The 18,544-nt window shown below is 34.7% G+C and carries 17 protein-coding genes and 3 pseudogenes; 17 read left to right on the top strand and 3 right to left on the bottom strand.

The genetic code is table 11. From position 1 onward, the window contains the following. Positions 1–525: 525 nt before the first annotated feature. Positions 526–1,068, bottom strand: coding sequence for a TetR/AcrR family transcriptional regulator (locus ABH968_RS12375; RefSeq protein WP_370044337.1), 543 nt, complete (start codon positions 1,066–1,068; stop codon positions 526–528). A 169-nt stretch (positions 1,069–1,237) separates the two neighbouring features. On the opposite strand from ABH968_RS12375, the gene ABH968_RS12380 reads away from it, so the two are divergent. After that, complete coding sequence (locus tag ABH968_RS12380) at positions 1,238–2,668, top strand: DHA2 family efflux MFS transporter permease subunit (RefSeq protein WP_370044338.1); 1,431 nt, start codon at positions 1,238–1,240, stop codon at positions 2,666–2,668. Between the two features lie 335 nt (positions 2,669–3,003). On the opposite strand, the gene ABH968_RS12385 is transcribed toward ABH968_RS12380, so the two are convergent. Further along, positions 3,004–3,900, bottom strand: coding sequence for a metallophosphoesterase (locus tag ABH968_RS12385; protein ID WP_370044529.1), 897 nt, complete (start codon positions 3,898–3,900; stop codon positions 3,004–3,006). A 258-nt stretch (positions 3,901–4,158) separates the two neighbouring features. Between ABH968_RS12385 and ABH968_RS12390 the strand changes: the two are divergent. The 11 genes and pseudogenes from ABH968_RS12390 to ABH968_RS12440 form a co-directional block, all read left to right on the top strand. Next, positions 4,159–5,193: pseudogene (locus ABH968_RS12390) on the top strand (glycoside hydrolase family 5 protein); the annotation flags it as partial. A 334-nt stretch (positions 5,194–5,527) separates the two neighbouring features. After that, positions 5,528–6,100 (top strand): glycoside hydrolase family 73 protein, encoded by a 573-nt coding sequence (locus ABH968_RS12395; protein WP_370044339.1) that lies wholly within the window; start codon positions 5,528–5,530, stop codon positions 6,098–6,100. 12 nt (positions 6,101–6,112) lie between these two features. Next, positions 6,113–6,461: pseudogene (locus ABH968_RS12400) on the top strand (response regulator transcription factor); the annotation flags it as partial. A gap of 71 nt (positions 6,462–6,532) precedes the next feature. Continuing rightward, positions 6,533–6,751, top strand: a pseudogene (locus ABH968_RS12405) (winged helix-turn-helix domain-containing protein); the annotation flags it as partial. Next, on the top strand, positions 6,748–8,103 hold the full coding sequence (locus ABH968_RS12410; RefSeq protein ID WP_370044340.1) for a sensor histidine kinase: 1,356 nt from the start codon (positions 6,748–6,750) through the stop codon (positions 8,101–8,103). The pseudogene ABH968_RS12405 and the gene ABH968_RS12410, both read left to right, overlap by 4 nt. 452 nt (positions 8,104–8,555) lie before the next feature. Continuing rightward, entirely contained in the window at positions 8,556–8,786 is a 231-nt protein-coding gene (locus tag ABH968_RS12415) for an acyl-phosphate glycerol 3-phosphate acyltransferase (RefSeq protein WP_370044341.1), read from the top strand. Between the two features lie 232 nt (positions 8,787–9,018). Next, positions 9,019–9,639, top strand: a complete 621-nt coding sequence (gene cdaS, locus ABH968_RS12420; protein WP_370044342.1) for a sporulation-specific diadenylate cyclase CdaS — start codon at positions 9,019–9,021, stop codon at positions 9,637–9,639. Between the two features lie 98 nt (positions 9,640–9,737). Further along, positions 9,738–10,181, top strand: coding sequence for a MarR family winged helix-turn-helix transcriptional regulator (locus ABH968_RS12425; protein WP_370044343.1), 444 nt, complete (start codon positions 9,738–9,740; stop codon positions 10,179–10,181). Positions 10,182–10,234: 53 nt separating this feature from the next. Beyond that, entirely contained in the window at positions 10,235–11,176 is a 942-nt protein-coding gene (locus tag ABH968_RS12430) for a ring-cleaving dioxygenase (RefSeq protein WP_370044344.1), read from the top strand. Positions 11,177–11,191: 15 nt separating this feature from the next. Next, positions 11,192–12,247 carry an LLM class flavin-dependent oxidoreductase gene (locus ABH968_RS12435; protein WP_370044345.1) on the top strand — a complete coding sequence of 352 codons (1,056 nt, stop codon included), beginning with the start codon at positions 11,192–11,194 and terminating at the stop codon, positions 12,245–12,247. 12 nt (positions 12,248–12,259) lie between these two features. Continuing rightward, positions 12,260–12,826: an NADPH-dependent FMN reductase gene (locus ABH968_RS12440; protein WP_370044346.1), complete on the top strand. Its 567-nt coding sequence runs from the start codon at positions 12,260–12,262 to the stop codon at positions 12,824–12,826. Between the two features lie 68 nt (positions 12,827–12,894). Here the strand turns inward: ABH968_RS12440 and ABH968_RS12445 are convergent, their stop codons facing one another. Further along, on the bottom strand, positions 12,895–13,920 hold the full coding sequence (locus ABH968_RS12445; RefSeq protein WP_370044347.1) for a DUF2332 domain-containing protein: 1,026 nt from the start codon (positions 13,918–13,920) through the stop codon (positions 12,895–12,897). Positions 13,921–14,041: 121 nt separating this feature from the next. Here ABH968_RS12445 and ABH968_RS12450 point away from each other — a divergent pair, with 121 nt between their 5' ends. The 5 genes from ABH968_RS12450 (at position 14,042) to ABH968_RS12470 (ending at position 18,542) form a co-directional block, all read left to right on the top strand. Then, the gene (locus ABH968_RS12450; RefSeq protein WP_370044348.1) at positions 14,042–14,923 is read left to right on the top strand and encodes a LysR family transcriptional regulator; all 882 of its coding nucleotides are present in this window, start codon (positions 14,042–14,044) and stop codon (positions 14,921–14,923) included. 267 nt (positions 14,924–15,190) lie between these two features. After that, the gene (locus ABH968_RS12455) at positions 15,191–15,865 is read left to right on the top strand and encodes a response regulator transcription factor (protein WP_370044349.1); all 675 of its coding nucleotides are present in this window, start codon (positions 15,191–15,193) and stop codon (positions 15,863–15,865) included. A gap of 80 nt (positions 15,866–15,945) precedes the next feature. Beyond that, positions 15,946–16,869, top strand: coding sequence for an ATP-binding cassette domain-containing protein (locus tag ABH968_RS12460; RefSeq protein WP_370044350.1), 924 nt, complete (start codon positions 15,946–15,948; stop codon positions 16,867–16,869). Beyond that, complete coding sequence (locus ABH968_RS12465; RefSeq protein ID WP_370044351.1) at positions 16,862–17,644, top strand: hypothetical protein; 783 nt, start codon at positions 16,862–16,864, stop codon at positions 17,642–17,644. The genes ABH968_RS12460 and ABH968_RS12465 overlap by 8 nt, the downstream gene beginning before the upstream one ends. Positions 17,645–17,657: 13 nt before the next feature. After that, positions 17,658–18,542 carry a sensor histidine kinase gene (locus ABH968_RS12470; RefSeq protein WP_370044352.1) on the top strand — a complete coding sequence of 295 codons (885 nt, stop codon included), beginning with the start codon at positions 17,658–17,660 and terminating at the stop codon, positions 18,540–18,542. Positions 18,543–18,544 lie beyond the last annotated feature (2 nt).

Below are 18,544 nucleotides of genomic sequence, written 5' to 3' on the forward strand. Positions count from 1 at the left end.
GCAAAAAGCGCAGTGCTAACGAAGCGACAGCAACAAATGTTTTCTGTGCGAAAGCGTAGTGCTAACGAAGCGACAGCAACAAATGTTTTCTGTGCAAAAAGCGCAGTGCTAACGAAGCGACAGCAACAAATGTTTTCTGTGTGAAAGCGTAGTGCTAACGAAGCGACAGCAACAAATGTTTTCTGTGCAAAAAGCGCAGTGCTAACGAAGCGACAGCAACAAATGTTTTCTGTGCGAAAGCGTAGTGCTAACGAAGCGACAGCAACAAATGTTTTCTGTGCGAAAGCGCAGTGCTAACGAAGCGACAGCAACAATCTTTATCTGTTATAAGTTGGAATTTTTAATAGCAAACATTATAAAGCTTGTTACAGCCATAAGCGCAACAAGCTTTTTGGGCACTTCATCAAAAGTTTGGACTGAAATTTGATTAAACGCATGCTAATTAAAGTAAGTTGATTTGAACACAGCAATCAATGGAAATCATACCTTTATTATGGTGAGTCTTTTTTTACGAGTTAGCAATAATTATCGATACAATTCAATAATTTGACTGGCTATATATTCGGAGCTAAAATGCACCCCATTTCTGAGCCACCACATGATGATCCCAAGTATTGAAGATGCGAGAATATCCATTGATAGCGTTATTTCAGAAGTATCAGCGCCTTCACTTTTACGTTGTATGACAATCAAGTCCTTTAATGTCTTATGCATTTTTTTAATGAAACCAGGGTGCTCAAATAGAACAGCTAAAATTTTTCTATGCTTATAAAAGTAATCTAAAAACGTAATTAATTGTTCTTGATTATTTAAATTATCAATTTGTAAAGTTGGAGACATTTTCGACAACAAGTCGTCGAAAATATCATAAACTACTTGCTTTAATAAATCATTAATATCTAAAAAATGTAAATAAAATGTTGCCCGATTTAGCTCTGCACGTTGGGCTATTTTTTGTACTGTAAGTTTCGAAATATCAGGGTTTTCAATCAAAATATCTACGGCAGCTTCTTTAAATACCCGTTTAGAGCGAATAGATCGTGGGTCTTGTTTTTTGTGTGTAGTCAATTTAATTCTCCTTTATCTATTAAATGCAAATTTAATTAATAGTATTTTAAAATCTGTTGTTTAATTGACACTTCTTGAAAAATTGTAAATAGGAATCAAAAAATAAAAGTGTTATTATCTATTTTATTGACATAGTGTTAATAAAACAAGTGGAAAGAGGAATAATGTAATGTCGGAATCAATAAATAAAAAAGTACTATTAACAGTATTAATTTTAGGGTGTTTTTTATCTACACTAAATCAAACACTGTTAAACGTTGCATTAAGTAATTTAATGGGCGTATTTTCCGTTTCTGCTACAACCGTTCAATGGTTATCTACTGGCTTTATGTTGGTAAATGGGGTGCTAGTCCCTATTACTGCATACTTAATGAAACGTTTTTCAACACGCCAATTATTTATAAGTTCAATGCTGTTTTTATTATTAGGCTCTATTTTTTGTGCAGTAGCTCCGAACTTCACGACTTTACTAATAGGTCGTATGATTCAAGCAATAGGGGCAGGAATTATTATGCCATTGCTAATGAGCATCGTGATGTTTATTTTTCCTCCTGAAAAAAGAGGCAGTATGATGGGCTTAATTGGGCTAGCTATGATTTTTGCTCCAGCAATTGCACCAACATTAGCAGGTTTCGTTATAGATTATTATTCATGGCGTTGGTTATTTATTGGAATAATCCCATTTGTCGTGATCATTATATTTATGGCAATGAAATATTTAATTAATGTTTCAGAAACAGCAAAAACGAAGTTAGATGTAATAAGCGTCATTTTATCAACAATTGGCTTTGGTTTGATTTTGTATGGTTTTAGTAATGCAGGAAGCCATGGTTGGGATGATAAAGTTGTAATAGTTACTATACTTGCGGGGGTAATGACTACAGCAATATTCTGTCTTCGACAAATTAAATCTTCTGATCCACTTCTTAACTTATCCGTTTTTAACAATAAATTATTTACGCTAACATCCATCATCAACATTATTGTCACAATGATGATGTATGCGGATATGATTTTATTACCAATGTATTTGCAAAATGGAAGAGGGTTTACTGCGTTAGACGCTGGTTTATTATTATTACCGGGTGCACTTGTAAATGCCTTTATGTCTCCAGTGACAGGGAAAATGTATGACCGCTTTGGTGCAAAGCCGTTATTTATTATTGGTTTGATTTTTGTCATTCCTTCTATGTGGGTTGTAACAGATTTAACAGAAACAACAACCTATAGCTTTTTAATGATACGTACCATTTTTCTACGTATAGGGTTGAGTTTTATCACAATGCCATTGAACACAGCTGGTTTGAATGCCTTACCTAAGACACTTGTAACGCATGGTACAGCAGTGAATAATACATTACGTCAAATTGCAGGTGCAATTGGATCTGCTGTCGTTATTACAATTTTCACATCACAGACTACAAACCATGCGAAAACATTGCTAGCAGAAACACCAAATGCTACGGCTGAAGGTATTCGCACACTTGCTTCGATCTTAGGCTCAAGTGATGCCTATTATTTCATGACAATCTTAGCGATAATTGCATTTGTTTTAACTCTATTTGTTCCATCTAAAAATAAGTTTCAACAACAATCATAATTATTTTATATAGACTATAATTACGAGCAGTAGTTAACGTTTTCTACGTTAGCTTACTGCTCTTTTTTTATGGTTAAATACTATATATGGGTGTGATTTTTATAGTTCTTATAGTTTTTAATGAAACGGAGGAAGAAGATGAAGGTATTAGAGATTGGATCAACCGAGTATAAAAGATATATGCTACTAAATCGTGAGGGAGCCCCCGTTATTCAGCCATGAAATAACTAAAATATCTTTCCAATATAGGGGGAGAAAAACGAAGCCTAATCGAAATGATTAGGCTTCTTATTTATGCTCCTAGAATAGACAGAAAGAAAATCTTGCGAGTATCATCAATTTTTTAATAAAAAAACAGAAAGTTCTGGCTTACTCAAAAAGCGTATGGGCATTCTTGTTGTACCAATACCACGATTTACATACAACTGTAACGGTTTTGTTTTCCCTTGTAATGGATACAAACCTTCAACATATTGGCTTGCTAATGAAGTAGTGATAATAGGGCCAATGAATGGAAGTTGTACTTGCCCTCCATGACTATGACCAGATAATTGAAAATCAACCGGATACACAAGAACTTCATCTACTGCATCGGGTTCATGCACTAACAAAATGTTAAAGTCCTTTTTTCGTAAGTTTTGAAGAGTATGCTGCACTTTTGGCTTGCCAAGTAAAAAATCATCAAGACCAGAAAGCGTAATATAATCATCATTGCTTACCCTAATTTTTATAGTTTCATTAACTAAAACTGTAAAACCTGCTTCCTCCATATACTGTTCGTACAAATAACCTCCTCCGCCTCCACGGTCATGATTACCGAACACTGCATATTTTCCAAGTGGAGCGTTAATTTGGGACAAAATAGTTTGTGAGTATTTTCTTTCGGAAGTATACTCACTAAAATTATCAATTAAATCACCTGTAAAGACTACAATGTCGGGTTTTATCTCATTTATTTGATCGATTAACATTTTTTGCTGCTTATGAGAAAAATTTGGCCCAAAATGTGTGTCAGAGAATTGCACAATCTTTACATTTTGAAATCCTTTTGGAATATTAGGGTTTTTGATATCAGTCCATGTAATAGACAATGATTTTGTCTCAAAGTGGGACGCGTATAAAAAAGTAGTGATTGGAAAAATGAAAATCATAAGGAAAAGAACACATTTCCACTTAAGTTTCTGTTGAAACATCCTTCTTATTAATTTCGAGGAAGTGATTAATTTTACCATTGATAATCTATTTTCTTTTGTATGTTTCGAATTAACTTTCAAATGTCACCTCTATTTTTGTCATAAAAAACTACCATTTATTAAATGTTGTAGCATTTTAATGTTACAGGAGGTTGTCATTTTAGAGATTTATATAAAAAATTAAAATCATTTCTCGACTAGCAATTTATTTAAAAGTGTAAAGAAGGGGTACTGCCAAAATTCTAAGCATCAAAACGTTACAACTAAATTTGTTTTTTCTCTCTACCCAATATTCCTCAATGGGCAAAAGATAGAGACTTCTTATTTAATGACGGGAAAGACTCTAATCCTAGTAAAGATTTCTTAATCGGTAATGCGGATCAATATGAGGGAATTGTTGAAGAAGATTTTATAAAGTTAAAAGAGGATTTGGATGCAGCATATGCAAGAGGGTCAAAAGTTGTACTAACTGTTCTAAGTCTTCCAGGAAATCGTTGGAGGCAGTTTAATAACTATGAAAATGACGACCGTATTTGGCAAGACTTTAAATATCATGAGCAAGCAGCGGTTTTTTGGAAAGATCTTGCCTTCCGTTTGAAAGATCATCCTGCAGTGGCTGGATATAACGTAATTAATGAGCCACATCCTGAAACAGCTACGGGATTTAATGATTTTTGGACAAAAGATTATGACGAATGGTACAAAAAATTAGAAAATACTCCCGCAGATTTAAACATACTTTATGGAACCATTGTAGATTCTATACGATCTGTTGATGCTGATACACCAATTATTTTAGACTCAGGTTTATTTGCCACTCCATGGGCAATAAACTATTTAAAACCAATAGATGACGATAATGTGTTATATGCATTCCATATGTATGAACCTTATGAAATGACAAGCCAAAATCGAAAAAAAGGATTCACATACACTTATCCTGGTAAGGTAAAAGTTGGCGAGGATCAAACAGAAAAAATGTTCGATAAAGCTGCATTGAAAGATTTTTTAGAACCAGTTGCACAATGGGTAGAGAAACACAATGTACCAAACAACCAGATTATGGCTGAAGAGTTTGGAATTAATCGAATGGTTGGTGGAGCCGATCAATATATAAAGGATTTAATTGATATTTTCGATGATTATGGCTGGCACTGGGCATTTTATGCATTTCGTGAAGATACGTGGGAAGGTATGGATTTTGAATTAGGAAGTCAACCAGTCAAATGGGCATATTGGAAAGCTAAGGAAAATGGCGAACTACCGGATAGAAAAGATATAGAAGTAGATAATTCGATTTGGGATGCATTGAAAAAAGGACTGAACAAATAACCTTGCTCTTTTTATGCATAGGTATAGAAAAATATTTTATCAGTAGTACAAACCATAGTTTGTACTACTTTTTTATAGAAATAATCGAACAAAGTATTCATTAATCGAAATCAATTATGCCGCGGCATAATTGCGTCCGGAATCGGCTTTGTGCTTAGTCCTGCACGATGCAGGTCAGTTAGCCATTATCGCATGGATGCGATTTCAGCGGATGTTTGGACAACCGCTGAAATAAGTTAAAGGTTTTTCATCTAATATTATTCTTTTGTCAAATGACTGTAACATTCCTCTTTTAAAATATATGTAATAAATTCATTTAAAAAGAGGTTATATAATGAAAAGAATCTGCAAGTATAGAAAATCCAAAGTATCAATAATTATACTAGTAGTTAGTTTAGTTTTACTTTCTGTTTTTTTTATAAGACTATTTCAGAAAGAAAATAAAGAAATTCATTTTATAGATGAAATTGCTCCTATAGCTGTAGAATTAAAGCAACAAACAGGAGGAGTATTTCCAAGTATAACAATTGCGCAGGCTATATTAGAATCGAATTATGGCAAAAGTGAATTAGCTATAAAAGCAAATAATTTATTTGGGATAAAAGGTAGCTATAAAGGCAATTCAGTAAAAATGCCAACTATGGAATATAAAAATAATAAAAGTTATACAATTGAAACTGAATTTAGAGCTTATCCAGATTTGAAAAGTGCGTTTATTGACCATACTAAATTAATTTTAGAAGGAACGAGTTGGAATAAGCATCAATATTATGATGTTCTTGCTGCAGCGAATTATCAAGAAGCAGCCCATGCTTTGAAAAAAAACCACTATTCCACAGATCCTATGTATCCTGAAAAATTAATTGCTATTATAGAACAGTATAATTTAGGTAAATATGACAATTAGGAGATAAATATAATGAATATACTTATCGCTGATGATGAACTAGATATGTTAAAGATTTTACAAAGTTATTTCAAAAAGGAAGGATTTACGGTATTTACGGCTACAAACGGTACAGAGGCACTTGATATTTTCTATAATAAAAAAATTGATTTGGCCATTTTGGATTGGATGATGCCAGAAAAAGATGGGATTACAGTTTGCCGCGAAATGAAGAAGACTCAAAAAATTAAAGTATTAATCCTCACAGCTAGAGATACAGGAGAAGATGAATTTATTGCCCTTTCTGATGGCGCTGATGATTATGTAAATAAACCATTTTATCCAAAAGTTTTATTAATGCGGGCGAAAAAATTGTTACAAATGGAATCCATTCAACGAATAAACGATGTTTCATTTGATATTTCAAGCAAACGTGTATGGAGATCTGGAAATGAATTGATTTTAACAAAGACTGAATTCGAGCTTTTACGTATATTTAGCCAGAATAGAAGACAAATATTAACGAGAGATCAACTACTTGATTTAATTTGGGGAATGGACTATGAGGGTGATCCACGGACGGTAGATACACATATTCGGCGTCTACGTGAAAAAATTGGAGAGGATATTATCCAAACACATCGAGGAGTTGGATATAGTACAAGGGAATGAAACGAAAAATTGGAACAAAATTAACTATTTATATAACTCTTGTTGTTATCATCACATTTAGCATCTCACTTGCGGTAAGTCAGTTTTTTCTACCCAAATATTATCTTCATCAATTGAACCAAAAAGTAACTAATGCTTTTTCAGTATATCAGGAATTTGAGGATAAGAGTTTGGTGGAGCATCAATTTGATGTAACTATTCTTTCAGTATCTCTAAAAGATAATATTAATGTCCTGAATGAAAATTTAAAACAGCAACTTGCAAGAGAACATATTGCACTTAATAAATTTTGGGTTTCCGAAGAAGTATTACAAAAAGTTAATGAGGATAAAATTGTAGGCAAGATTTATAATCAAGGAAAACAAAAGTCCAGTTTTATCGCACATTATTCAAAAGAAGGTAATCAGCTAATTATGATTGGAGCCTCTATGGCTAATTTTATTGATATAGCTTATTTTATTAATCGTTTTAACATTTTCTTTTTGATAGTCAGTATCTTAGTGATTATTGTTATTACTGCCTTTCTATCTCGAAATCTAACAAGACCGTTAAATGAACTCAAAAAAGTTGCAAAAGAAATTGGCGAGTTGGAATTTAAACAAGCTGAAATTCGGACCGGAGATGAAATCGAGGACCTTGCAAAAAGTATTAATAAAATGAGTAAGGCACTTGAAAAGGCGCAACAAGATTTATCTAAACGGAACATTGACTTAAAGCAATTTATGATAGGTTTAACCCATGAGCTTAAAACTCCTTTAGCATTAGTTAGAGTATATTCCAGTGGAATTGAAGATGGTATGGATGATGGAACTTATCTTGCAACCATTAACAAGCAAGTTGATAGAATGGAAAAAATAATTACAGATATGCTTTATTTCGCCAAAACAGAAGAAAATGATTCTAATAAAACAAACTTTGATTTAATTATGTTGATTAATGAGATACTGGATAACTATCGACACATACAAGGAAATAAACATATTTATTTTAAAACTGAAGTTACTGAATTTATGCTGTCGGCTGAACAAGATAAAGTACATTTCATATTTGAAAATATGATTAGTAATGCAATCAAATATGCTTCTGGAGATGAAATTCAGATTTTCTTTGGTCAAGACGGAGTGTTCGAAATTAGTAATGATACCACTCTTACAGATATATCTAGAATATGGCAGCCCTTTTATGTTGGAGAAAGCTCTCGTGACAAAAACTTTTCAGGTACTGGGCTAGGACTTGCTACCGTTAAAAGCCTTATTGAACAATTAGGATATTCAGTTCAAGCAACGCTATCTAACAGTAAAATCATTTTTAAAATCGATTTTGTAAATCATGATTGCGTGGATATGCATTAAATCATATTGTTGCTAATTTAAAAATGAGTCTTACTATTAATTGATAACAGTTGTTGAATTATCCTAAAACAACAAAACAATGTTGCATTATTAGCCTAAAGACAAACAATCGCAACATTGTTTTTTATTTGGTAGTTGTATCTTTGCATACATGTATTTAAAGAAAGAAGCCTAATTAACTTTGAATAAATTAATAAAAATCTTGATAAAGTGTTAAGCGTTCAAAGTTTTGGCCGAATTAGTTTGTGAATGCTTTAAAGAGCCTTGCTACAATAATGTGTGTAGCAAGGCTCTTATTTTTAAAATTTAAATTAAATTGTCTCAACCTATCAAGTAACAAGAAATCAAATACAAAGTAGTAATAGTTGTAGAACGGAAATTTGGAATATATAAGAATTATAATGCGGTTAATAGTATATTTTTGTATAATTTAGTAAAGGGGAGTGGTTTATATGAATCAGCAAAAGATGCCACCAGCACTATTGCGTTTAATTGTTATTTTTCCAAATGTGCTAAGCTATTTATTACTTGTAGGACTAATTGTGTTTGTTATCTCAAATTATGACACATTAAAAGCTACGGACAACTTAACGGTTTGGCTTATTTTTATTGTAGCACTTGCACCAGCCGCTGCCTATACGACATTCAGTATTGTCAAGAAAATTCGTGCTGGACAAATGTAAGCTAAATGATAACACGTGTATTCTTTAGTTAATCTAATGGATACACGTGTTTTTTTAATTCCATTTTGTCTTTTTTTGTGTGTTTGTAAGATTACTTTTTTCATTAAATGACATTTTCAGTTTCAGAAAGTAGACTTAATGAAACTCAAAACGAATAAAAAAATCCCATCTAGAGAAACTAAAGATAATACGAGTTTTTTCATAATAAATTTAAAAAGCGGGGTGTTTTTTTGTGGATCCAACAAATTGCGATTTTTCACCAATGAAACAAACATTAAAGGAAGAGCTTCTACAGGTCATTAACTCATTACAGCAAAGTGTAGAAGCTATGGATACTGATACAAACTGTCTTCTTGGGAATTTTGAAAAAATAAAAGAGAAATTTGTAACGATTGAAATGAAGGCTGCTACATTTTATTTGAATTGCTATCTTTCCCCGTTTACTGAAAAATATCCTGAGCTTTCGCATTGCGTACAAAATATGTCTAAAAGAAGACACGGTGGACTAATTGTTATTGAACGGGAGGATTCTCTGACACCTCTTATACAGCCTGGTATTCATATTGGCGCAGAAGTGACGCATTCGTTATTAGAATCTATTTTTTTTCCTGGAAATCCACTTCATGATGGCGCAGTTTTGGTAAGCCAAAATCTAATTGAGTCAGCAGCAAATGTACTGCCACTGTCAGAGAGATATACGGGGGAAAAGAAATTAGGCACAAGACATCGAGCAGCATTAGGGTTAAGTGAAGTAAGTGATGCGCTTGTCATGGTAGTGTCCGAAGAAACAGGGAGAATTTCCTTTGCCTTTAAAGGAAATTTATATCCAATTACGACGCATGGCATTATATAGTGTGAGCTTCACACTGAAAAATATCTCGAATTCAAGATATTCTTCTTGCTTATTTATCACTTGCGTTGTAAAGTGATGAATGAGAGGAGGAGGAAGCAATGCGAAAACACACGCTCGGATCACTGACATGGATTCGGATGATGCGCTTTACAAATCAAAGTAACCAGCTATCCAATGAGTTTTTAAAGCGCTTTGACTTAACGACTGCACAATTTGATGTCCTAATACAAATAAAGACATATGCACCGTTAACGCAATCCCAATTAGCAGAGAAAGTGATAGTGACGCAAGGTGGTATGTCTCGGATGCTTGCTCGTCTTGAAAAAGAGGGACTTATTGAACGCAAGCAAAATTGGAAGACTAAAACAATCTCACTAACAGCTAAAGGCGCGCAAATGATTGATGCGGCAACTCCAAGTCAGCTACAATTTCAATCTTCATTGTTTGAAGAAGTATTAACAGAAGAAGAAATGAAAACTTTAAATACATTAATGTCGAAATTAGAGAAGCATAGTCGTGAAAAAAAATTACCGCCAGCATGACTTTTTTTACCATATCACTTGCTTAGTCAAGTGAAAACAAGGAGGAAACATTCATGAACAAATTAAGTGGACATCATCATATATCAATGCTAACAAAAAACGGCAAACGTAATAATGATTTTTATACAAAAATTCTCGGCTTACGTCGTGTAAAGAAATCAGTAAACCAAGATTCGCCTTCCATGTATCACTTGTTTTATGGAGACTTAACAGGAGCACCGGGTACAGAATTAACATTTTTTGAAATGCCTGTAGCAGGACGGACAGTTCGAGGAACAAATGCCATTACACGTATTGGACTACTAGTGCCAAGCTATGACAGTCTGCAATATTGGAAAAACCGTTTTCAAGAATTAGAGGTTGAACATAGTGAAATTACAACTTACGCAGGGAAAGATGCTTTATTTTTTGAGGATCATGAAGGGTTACGAATGGTGCTTTTAAACAATCATGATCACGCAACACCCGCTCATTGGCAACCGTGGGAAGGCTCTGATATCCCTGCAGAACATCGTATTTTAGGGATGGGTACAGTTGAAATGACAGTGCGTTACTTGCAACGGACAGTAAACTTATTAAAAGAATTATTTAACTACACAGCTGTTGAAGAAAGTGAAAAAGAAGCAGTATTGCAATCCATTCCTGGTGAAGTACTTGGAGAAATCGTCGTTAAAGAATTAGAAGGGCCAAGTGAGAAACCTGGTCGTGGTAGTATTCATCATCTTGCACTACGTGTCGGAACAGTGGAGGAATTGCAACAGTGGGATATCAAAATTAACGAACGGGGCTTTGAAAGTACTGGCATTGTGGACCGTTATTATTTCCAAAGTCTTTATTTCAGAGATCGTAATGGGATTTTATTTGAAATGGCAACAGATGGCCCTGGGTTTACAGTTGATTCAGCAATAGAGGATCTAGGAAAAGAACTTGATCTTCCACCATTTTTAGAAGAAAGACGCGCAGAAATCGAAGCTATTTTAGAGCCACTAGATTAAGGAGAGATATTAATCATGGAAAAATATCGTATTGATCAATCGAAAGGCATTGAATTTGGCTTGTATTCATTAGGGGATCATATTCCAAATCCATTAACAGGTGAACGTATTTCAGCTCAGCAACGAATCCAAGAGCTAATTGAAGCAAGTCAGCTAGCTGAACAAGCAGGTATTGATGTCTTTGCTGTTGGCGAAAGTCATCAATCGTACTTTACGACACAGGCACACACAGTTGTTTTAGGAGCAATCGCACAAGCTACATCAAAAATCAAATTAGCGAGCTCCGCGACAGTACTAAGTGTCTCTGATCCAGTACGTGTATATGAAGATTTTGCGACGATCGATTTAATTTCAGATGGACGTGCAGAAATAGTCGCTGGGCGTGGTTCTCGAGTTGGTGCATATCAATTACTAGGCGTTGATTTAAAGGATTACGAAGAAATTTTTGAAGAAAAATTAGAGTTACTGAAAAAAATAAATGACAACGAACTGGTCACTTGGGAAGGACAATTCCGTGCACCACTTCACAATGCGCAAGTTTTGCCACAACCTAAAAATGGGTCATTGCCAATTTGGCGAGCTGTCGGTGGACCACCTGCTAGTGCCATTAAAGCAGGCTATATGGGCATTCCGATGATGCTAACGACATTAGGTGGTCCTGCAGTTAACTTTAAGCCGTCAGTAGATGCCTACCGAGAAGCAGCGGAGCGAAGTGGCTTTGATCCGCAAGAGTTACCGATTGCTACAACTAGCCTATTCTATGTTGCTGATACGACGCAAGAGGCACTACAAGGGATGTATCCCCATTTAGATGTGGGATCCCAAGCAATTCGTGGCGCGGGTTATCCAAAGCAACAATTTGCACAAGCGCCAGATACACGAGATGCCTTAATGGTCGGCAGTAAGGAGCAAATTATTGAAAAATTACTGTATCAATACGAACTCTATGGCATGCAGCGATTTATGGCACAAATTGATTTCGGCGGTGTGCCATTCGATAAATTAATGAAAAATATTGAAATTATAGGGAACGATATACTACCTGCAATCAAAAAATATACAGCAAAATAAGGAGTGTTCAGCATGAAAATTGTTGCACTAGCTGGTTCAATTGTTGGCTCAAAAACAAAAACAGCCATCAGTAAAGTGGTTGGAATTTTACAAGATAAATATCCAGAGCATGAAGTAACGTTATTAGATCTTGCTGAATATAATATGGAATTTAGTGATGGACGAAATTATTTTGAATATGATGGGGATACAAAATTTGTGACCGAAACAATTATGGCTGCAGATGCGATTGTCATTGGAACACCAACATTTCAAGCTTCGATTCCGGCAACGCTGAAAAATATTTTTGACTTACTACCTGTCAATGCCTTTCGCGATAAAGTGGTGAGTATAGTTGTCACCGCAGGTACATCGAAACACTATCTAATGATTGAGCAGCAGTTAAAGCCCATTCTCGCTTACATGAAGGCCCACATCGTCCCAACATATGTTTTTATAGAAGAAAAGGATTTTTTACGGAAGGAAATTGTGAATGATGATGTTCTGTTCCGCCTTGACCGTTTAGCTGAAGATACAATGATGGTAGCCGATGCATTTGCAGAAATTCGATCTAAAAAAGATGCGGAATATGATTTTTAGAGAATACTAAATAAAATTTAAACGCTGCATGAGAGGAAATCTTATGCAGCGTTTTTTCGTGTTAACGTTTAGTTTTGGTTTGACCACTTAAACCACCGCGCATGACCATCAGGACGTTCCATACTACGGATTGATGTTATTTCTCCTTGATCAATAAAATCTTGATGTAGTTGCATATCAAATAAATTGTTATAACAATGGTAAAGAGGTCGTTCCATGCTGATCTCTTTTAACTGTTCAATTAGTTCAAGGCGTAATTCCATTGGGATTTGATTGGCCACATGTGTATGATAAACAACTAACATCGCATCTTGATTAATATCTCTACTAATATCTTTTATAAGTTTAATGGCATCTCCTTTTATTAGCTGTAAATCGAGCCCTTTTAAAATCGGGAGTGCTAGATTTAACAAAAGTCTTCGCTCTTCATGCTCTGGCCAAATTAATGCATGGAGCCATTGGAGTTCTTCCTCAGTATGAATGTCAATAGGATTTAAATCGATGCCAACTCGCTTACAAACAACTGGAGCGTTTGTAATGGAAGCTGGAAGCGGTTGTCCTCGATTTTCTGAGGACAAAACGAAAGCACTATTTGAATTGTTTATGTGAAGCTGTTGATTATAGCAGTAATTATATTGATCCATTCCAAGCTGAAGCCCGGCACTTGCACCGATTTCTATTAAGGCTAATGGTTTTTGGTGGCGTTCATAAATTTCTGTCATCATCGGATAAAGGTAAGAACAACGGCGAATTTCATTAGTTTGGACAAGTTTTTCTTGAAATAAAATCTTCAATTCTTCTGAATGAGATAAGATGAATGCTTTAAAAACAGGGTACACTTCACTTATTGCTTTTGGTGTTGTTGTTAAAGATGGATAAAAATTAACTAATTCGTCTTTAGATGATGACAGCAAATACTGAACCCCAGCTAATAATAAATTAGGTACAGGTTGTCCTTGAGGTATAAATGCGGCAACTTTTAGTATTTCATCATCATCGGCAATCTTATTTGCTAAATGTTCATACAGTGGACTTGAGTTTTCACATTCATCTTTTGCAAAAGTACGAAATTGCTTACTTAATTTAGCTAACATACGATTCTCCCCTTTATATAAAAGTAATCGATCTAATTTTAGTTTATTATTGTTGGATAATTTAGTAAATTAAATATAGTTAATGAAGTTGATTAACAATATTAATGAAAGAGGTGAGAGTGTGGATTATAAATGGATACAGTCTTTTGTAGTAGCCGCTAAATCTTGTAATTTTCGAGTAGCCGCAGAAGAATTACATTTATCACAGCCAAGTATCACGGTTCATATTCATCAGTTGGAACATTTCTTGAATGTAAAATTGTTTAAACGTGAAAAAAATCGTGTGCAATTAACGGAGGCAGGGCAGCTTTTTCTAATAGAAGCTCAGCAAATCATTCATCAATGGGAAAAAAGTATAGAACGTTTCCAGTTAGCAACAAAGGGAATTGAAGAAAAGCTAATTATTGCAATGACCCCGTTAATGGTGGAAACAATATTGCCCCATGTTATCTATCAGTTTATCAATGAAAATCCTGCCATTGAAATATCGATTCTAGTGGAGGATTCAGCAAAAATTGAAGATTTAATAAATAGTGATAAGGCTCATATTGGTATTTCCTTATTCCCAACGCGTTACCGCCATTGGCACCAAGAGCTTCTTGTAGAGAGTCCTTTAGAATTGGTTATTCCACTGGATGCTTCCGATGATGAGACAGGGGCTTATATTGATTATGAGGAATTATTTCAAACCTACACTTTATTTACACACCATCATCCAACTATTTGGGAGGATTTATTACATAAACTACAGGAAAAATATGTAGTGACCAAGCAAGTGTCCATATCCCAATCCTATGTGGTAAAGCGCTTGATAAAAGATGGATTAGGGATGTCATTTTTGCCACGGATGATTGTGAGAAGAGAGCGCATGGAAGGTCGGTTTAATATCGTTCCCTTCGATGAATTAGCTTTGCCAAGTGTTCCTGTATATCTTTTTTATAAGGATTCAGTAAAAATTCCAGAAGAGCTATTATGTTTATTTCAGACGAGGGATTATTTATAAAATTATTGTCAACCTCCCGAGAATTACTTATCGATTTCATAGCAATATTAATGGTTCATATCAAAAGTAGAGAAGTCGTTAGTAAAACCTATGCTATGTAAGTTGATTGGAGTGGAGACTGGGCGGCTCATCGGACGCCCCCAGGAAAGCGCCCAGTCGGAACGGAAATCAACCCACATTATGGTGATAGCTATTAAAAATCTTTGTTGAACGACAAAAATTTTTATATAATATTAATAGGAATATTTTAACAAAGGTGTGATTGTATTGAGAATTTTAATGGTTGAGGATCATGAAGATGTAAATGCAATGTTAACAGAATTGTTTGAGCAAGCAGATTATCAGGTGACAAGTGTGATGGATGGTATAGAAGGTCACCGGGCATTTCTGCAAAATGAGTTTGATATAGTGCTTCTTGATATTATGCTTCCCTATAAAAGTGGGGATGAATTACTAAAAGAAATTCGCGCTATTTCGGATGTACCTGTTGTTATGATTTCAGCTAAAGATTTAGTGTCAACAAAAATTGATTTGCTTCGTTTAGGGGCGGACGATTATATTACAAAACCTTTTGACCTTGGTGAGGTTCTTGCCCGTATTGAATCCATATTACGTCGTGTTAAAAAACAAGCTACACCCATGAAACAGCTGCAATACAAGGATATAGTACTGGATGATGTCGCTAAGCGAGTTACAGTGAGTGGTGAAGAGGTCTTGCTAACTGCAAAGGAATATTTACTGCTTGAACTGTTTATGATAAATCAAGAGAAAGTATTCACGAAAGCAAATTTATATGAATCCATTTGGCAGGAAGAATATTTAGGGGATGAACATATTATTAAAATCCATATTAGTAATCTTCGACATAAATTAAAGACAAAAAATCCACAAGCGGATTATATCGAGACGCTTCGAGGACTTGGATATCGTTTACGTCCATAAATTATCCGTAACTATACGCCATCTTTACTTTATCTATACCTTTCATGAGTAATCTATGAATATGAAGGGAGGTGCTTACTATGGGTGAAACCATATTAAAAACGAATCAATTAACGAAAACATATAAAAAGCAAACAGTACTTCACGACGTATCAATCGAATTAAAAGAAGGACGTATTTATGGGCTTATTGGTGAAAATGGTGCGGGAAAATCAACCTTAATGAAGATTATTTCAGGGATTAGTTTTCAAACAGAAGGTTCATTTGAGTTATTTGGAAAATCATCTGGAAAGGAAATACAGCAGCAACGAAAACGTATTGCCAGCATGATTGAACAACCAGCGATTAGTCCTGATATGACTGCAAAAGGTAACCTTAAATATCATCGTTTAATGCGAGGGATTCCGAATGAGGAGCTTGAGGATGAGATATTGCAATTGGTTGGATTGACGAGTACAAACAATAAGAAAGCTAAGCATTTTTCACTAGGCATGAAACAACGTTTAGGCATTGCCATTGCGTTATTAACTAACCCAGAGCTATTGATTTTAGATGAGCCAGTGAATGGGTTAGATCCTATAGGTGTTGTAGAAATTCGTCAGCTTTTAACACGTCTTTGTGAAGAGCGACAGATGACGATTTTAATTTCGAGTCATAATTTACCAGAACTTTATCAAACAACAACTGATTATATCATTATTCATAAAGGGAAAATTATGAAACAAATGACTCAACAACGGCTCGACGAAGAATGTAGACATTATATTCGCATTGGTTGTACAGCTCCCGAACAATGTGCACATGTATTAGAGACAATTCTTAAAACACAAAACTTTCAAGTCATGCCAAATAAAACGATTAAATTGTACGATTTCTTAGAAGATCTTGGAGATGTATCAACCGCATTATTTGAAAATGGGGTAACACTTACGGAATTTAGTCTACAAGGAGATACATTAGAGAACTACTTCCTTACGTTAATTGGAGGTGAGCGACATGTTTAATTTAGTACGTGCTTACCTCTATAAAACAACTAAATCCAAAATGTTTTGGGTCTTACTGGCTCTTACAACATGTTCTGCAATAGCAATGTTTAGTATTGCCTATGGGATCGGCAATAACTCACTAAATGAAAGCATCAGTAACGTTGGATTTTTATTATCTGATATGAATACGATGTCAATAGTAGGCGCAGTACTTGCCACTACACTTATTTGTTCAGACTTTGATACAAAAAATATCCATCATCCTATTATAAGCGGGTTTGCAAGAATCCAAATTGTCATAAGTAAAGCGATTGTTTTCTGGATATTACTTATTGTTCTTGTAAGTCCGTATATCATCGTGACTATAATTGGTTTATCAATGGACAGCACGTTTAGCATGGGTGGGAAAGCAGCAGGTTTTTTAAGCATTCTAACTTTGCCTACTAGTGGTAGTTTTGGCCAATATTTAACAATAATGAGCACGATGACAATGGTCTATCTTGCCCAGTTAACGACTTGTATTTTACTTGCTTTTGCCTTAAGAAAATCGGTGCTTGTAGTAGCTGCGTATTACATGATGTCCATGTTCTTTGGGCAGGTAGCGAGTTTCCAAGATTCATTTGAGATTATAGATATAGTATTATCCTTCACACCATATTCAGCGGAGTATATTACGCTTAATTTAAGCATGAGTAAAGGTGATATAATTTCGGCCGTTTCCATTTGTGTCATCTTTATAGTAGTAATTATATATTTAACATTCATGATATTTAGAAAAGCAGAAATCAGGTAAGGGGATGTAGGGAATGTGGATTGTGGCAATTGTAGTCATTGTAGGATTACTGTTCTATATTTTTTATATACAAAGGCAACTACGATTGATGAACGTACAATTGTCACAACGTCTACATGAGCAATATACGCAACCAATTAGCGTAGAGCTATTAAACAAAGAAATAAATCAACTAGTGGCAAATATAAATCGCATATTAATAGAATCACAAAAATCAAAGTCGTATATTAAACGGGAAGAAAAATACTACAAGGAAATGATTTCAAACATTTCTCATGATTTTCGTACGCCGCTAACTGCGATAAAGGGCTATCAACAAATGCTTTTAAAAGAATCCTTAACAGAAAAGCAGCTTGCAAAGCTTGAAGTCGCACAACAACATGTTGGAAGACTAGAGCAATTATTAGAAATATTTTTTGAATATTCCTATTTGCATAGTAATGAAGATCAACCCAAAAAAGATCGTATTAATATATCAAATATAGTATTTGAAGAGATTGCTGGTTCCTTTGCACAATTTGAACAAAAAGGAATAGCCGTCAACTTGCCTAATTTTGAGCCGCTCATTATTAACTCTGACGAAGAAATGCTTTTACGCATTGTGCAAAACTTAGTACGAAATAGTATCATGCATGCGCAAGGTGATGTAACTATCAAGATGTGGCTAGAAGAGGAACATGCATATATCTATTTTCAAAATCCGATTGACGAAAATATTCAACTAAATCCTAACCAGCTCTTTGATCGATTTTATACAACAGACAATTCCAGACGTAAAAGCACTGGTCTAGGGCTAGCTATCGTCAAGCTGCTAGCAGAAAAATTAGGTGGAAGTGCAACGGCCAAAATAGAAGATGGAATGATTGAGTTTTTAGTGTGTTTAAAAAAGAATTTGTAATA

Origin of the sequence: Lysinibacillus sp. RC79 (assembly GCF_041262405.1) — a bacterium.
In the GTDB taxonomy this organism is placed as follows: domain Bacteria; phylum Bacillota; class Bacilli; order Bacillales_A; family Planococcaceae; genus Lysinibacillus.

Bases quoted from the DNA above. Each gene is read 5' to 3' on its own strand.
- ABH968_RS12415 (WP_370044341.1), top strand. From the start codon at position 8,556: ATGAATCAGCAAAAGATGCCACCAGCACTATTGCGTTTAATTGTTATT.
- ABH968_RS12410 (WP_370044340.1), top strand. From the start codon at position 6,748: ATGAAACGAAAAATTGGAACAAAATTAACTATTTATATAACTCTTGTT.
- ABH968_RS12440 (WP_370044346.1), top strand. From the start codon at position 12,260: ATGAAAATTGTTGCACTAGCTGGTTCAATTGTTGGCTCAAAAACAAAA.
- ABH968_RS12465 (WP_370044351.1), top strand. From the start codon at position 16,862: ATGTTTAATTTAGTACGTGCTTACCTCTATAAAACAACTAAATCCAAA.
- ABH968_RS12435 (WP_370044345.1), top strand. From the start codon at position 11,192: ATGGAAAAATATCGTATTGATCAATCGAAAGGCATTGAATTTGGCTTG.
- ABH968_RS12470 (WP_370044352.1), top strand. From the start codon at position 17,658: ATGTGGATTGTGGCAATTGTAGTCATTGTAGGATTACTGTTCTATATT.
- ABH968_RS12460 (WP_370044350.1), top strand. From the start codon at position 15,946: ATGGGTGAAACCATATTAAAAACGAATCAATTAACGAAAACATATAAA.
- ABH968_RS12425 (WP_370044343.1), top strand. From the start codon at position 9,738: ATGCGAAAACACACGCTCGGATCACTGACATGGATTCGGATGATGCGC.
- ABH968_RS12395 (WP_370044339.1), top strand. From the start codon at position 5,528: ATGAAAAGAATCTGCAAGTATAGAAAATCCAAAGTATCAATAATTATA.
- ABH968_RS12445 (WP_370044347.1), bottom strand. From the start codon at position 13,920: ATGTTAGCTAAATTAAGTAAGCAATTTCGTACTTTTGCAAAAGATGAA.
- ABH968_RS12430 (WP_370044344.1), top strand. From the start codon at position 10,235: ATGAACAAATTAAGTGGACATCATCATATATCAATGCTAACAAAAAAC.
- ABH968_RS12380 (WP_370044338.1), top strand. From the start codon at position 1,238: ATGTCGGAATCAATAAATAAAAAAGTACTATTAACAGTATTAATTTTA.
- ABH968_RS12385 (WP_370044529.1), bottom strand. From the start codon at position 3,900: ATGGTAAAATTAATCACTTCCTCGAAATTAATAAGAAGGATGTTTCAA.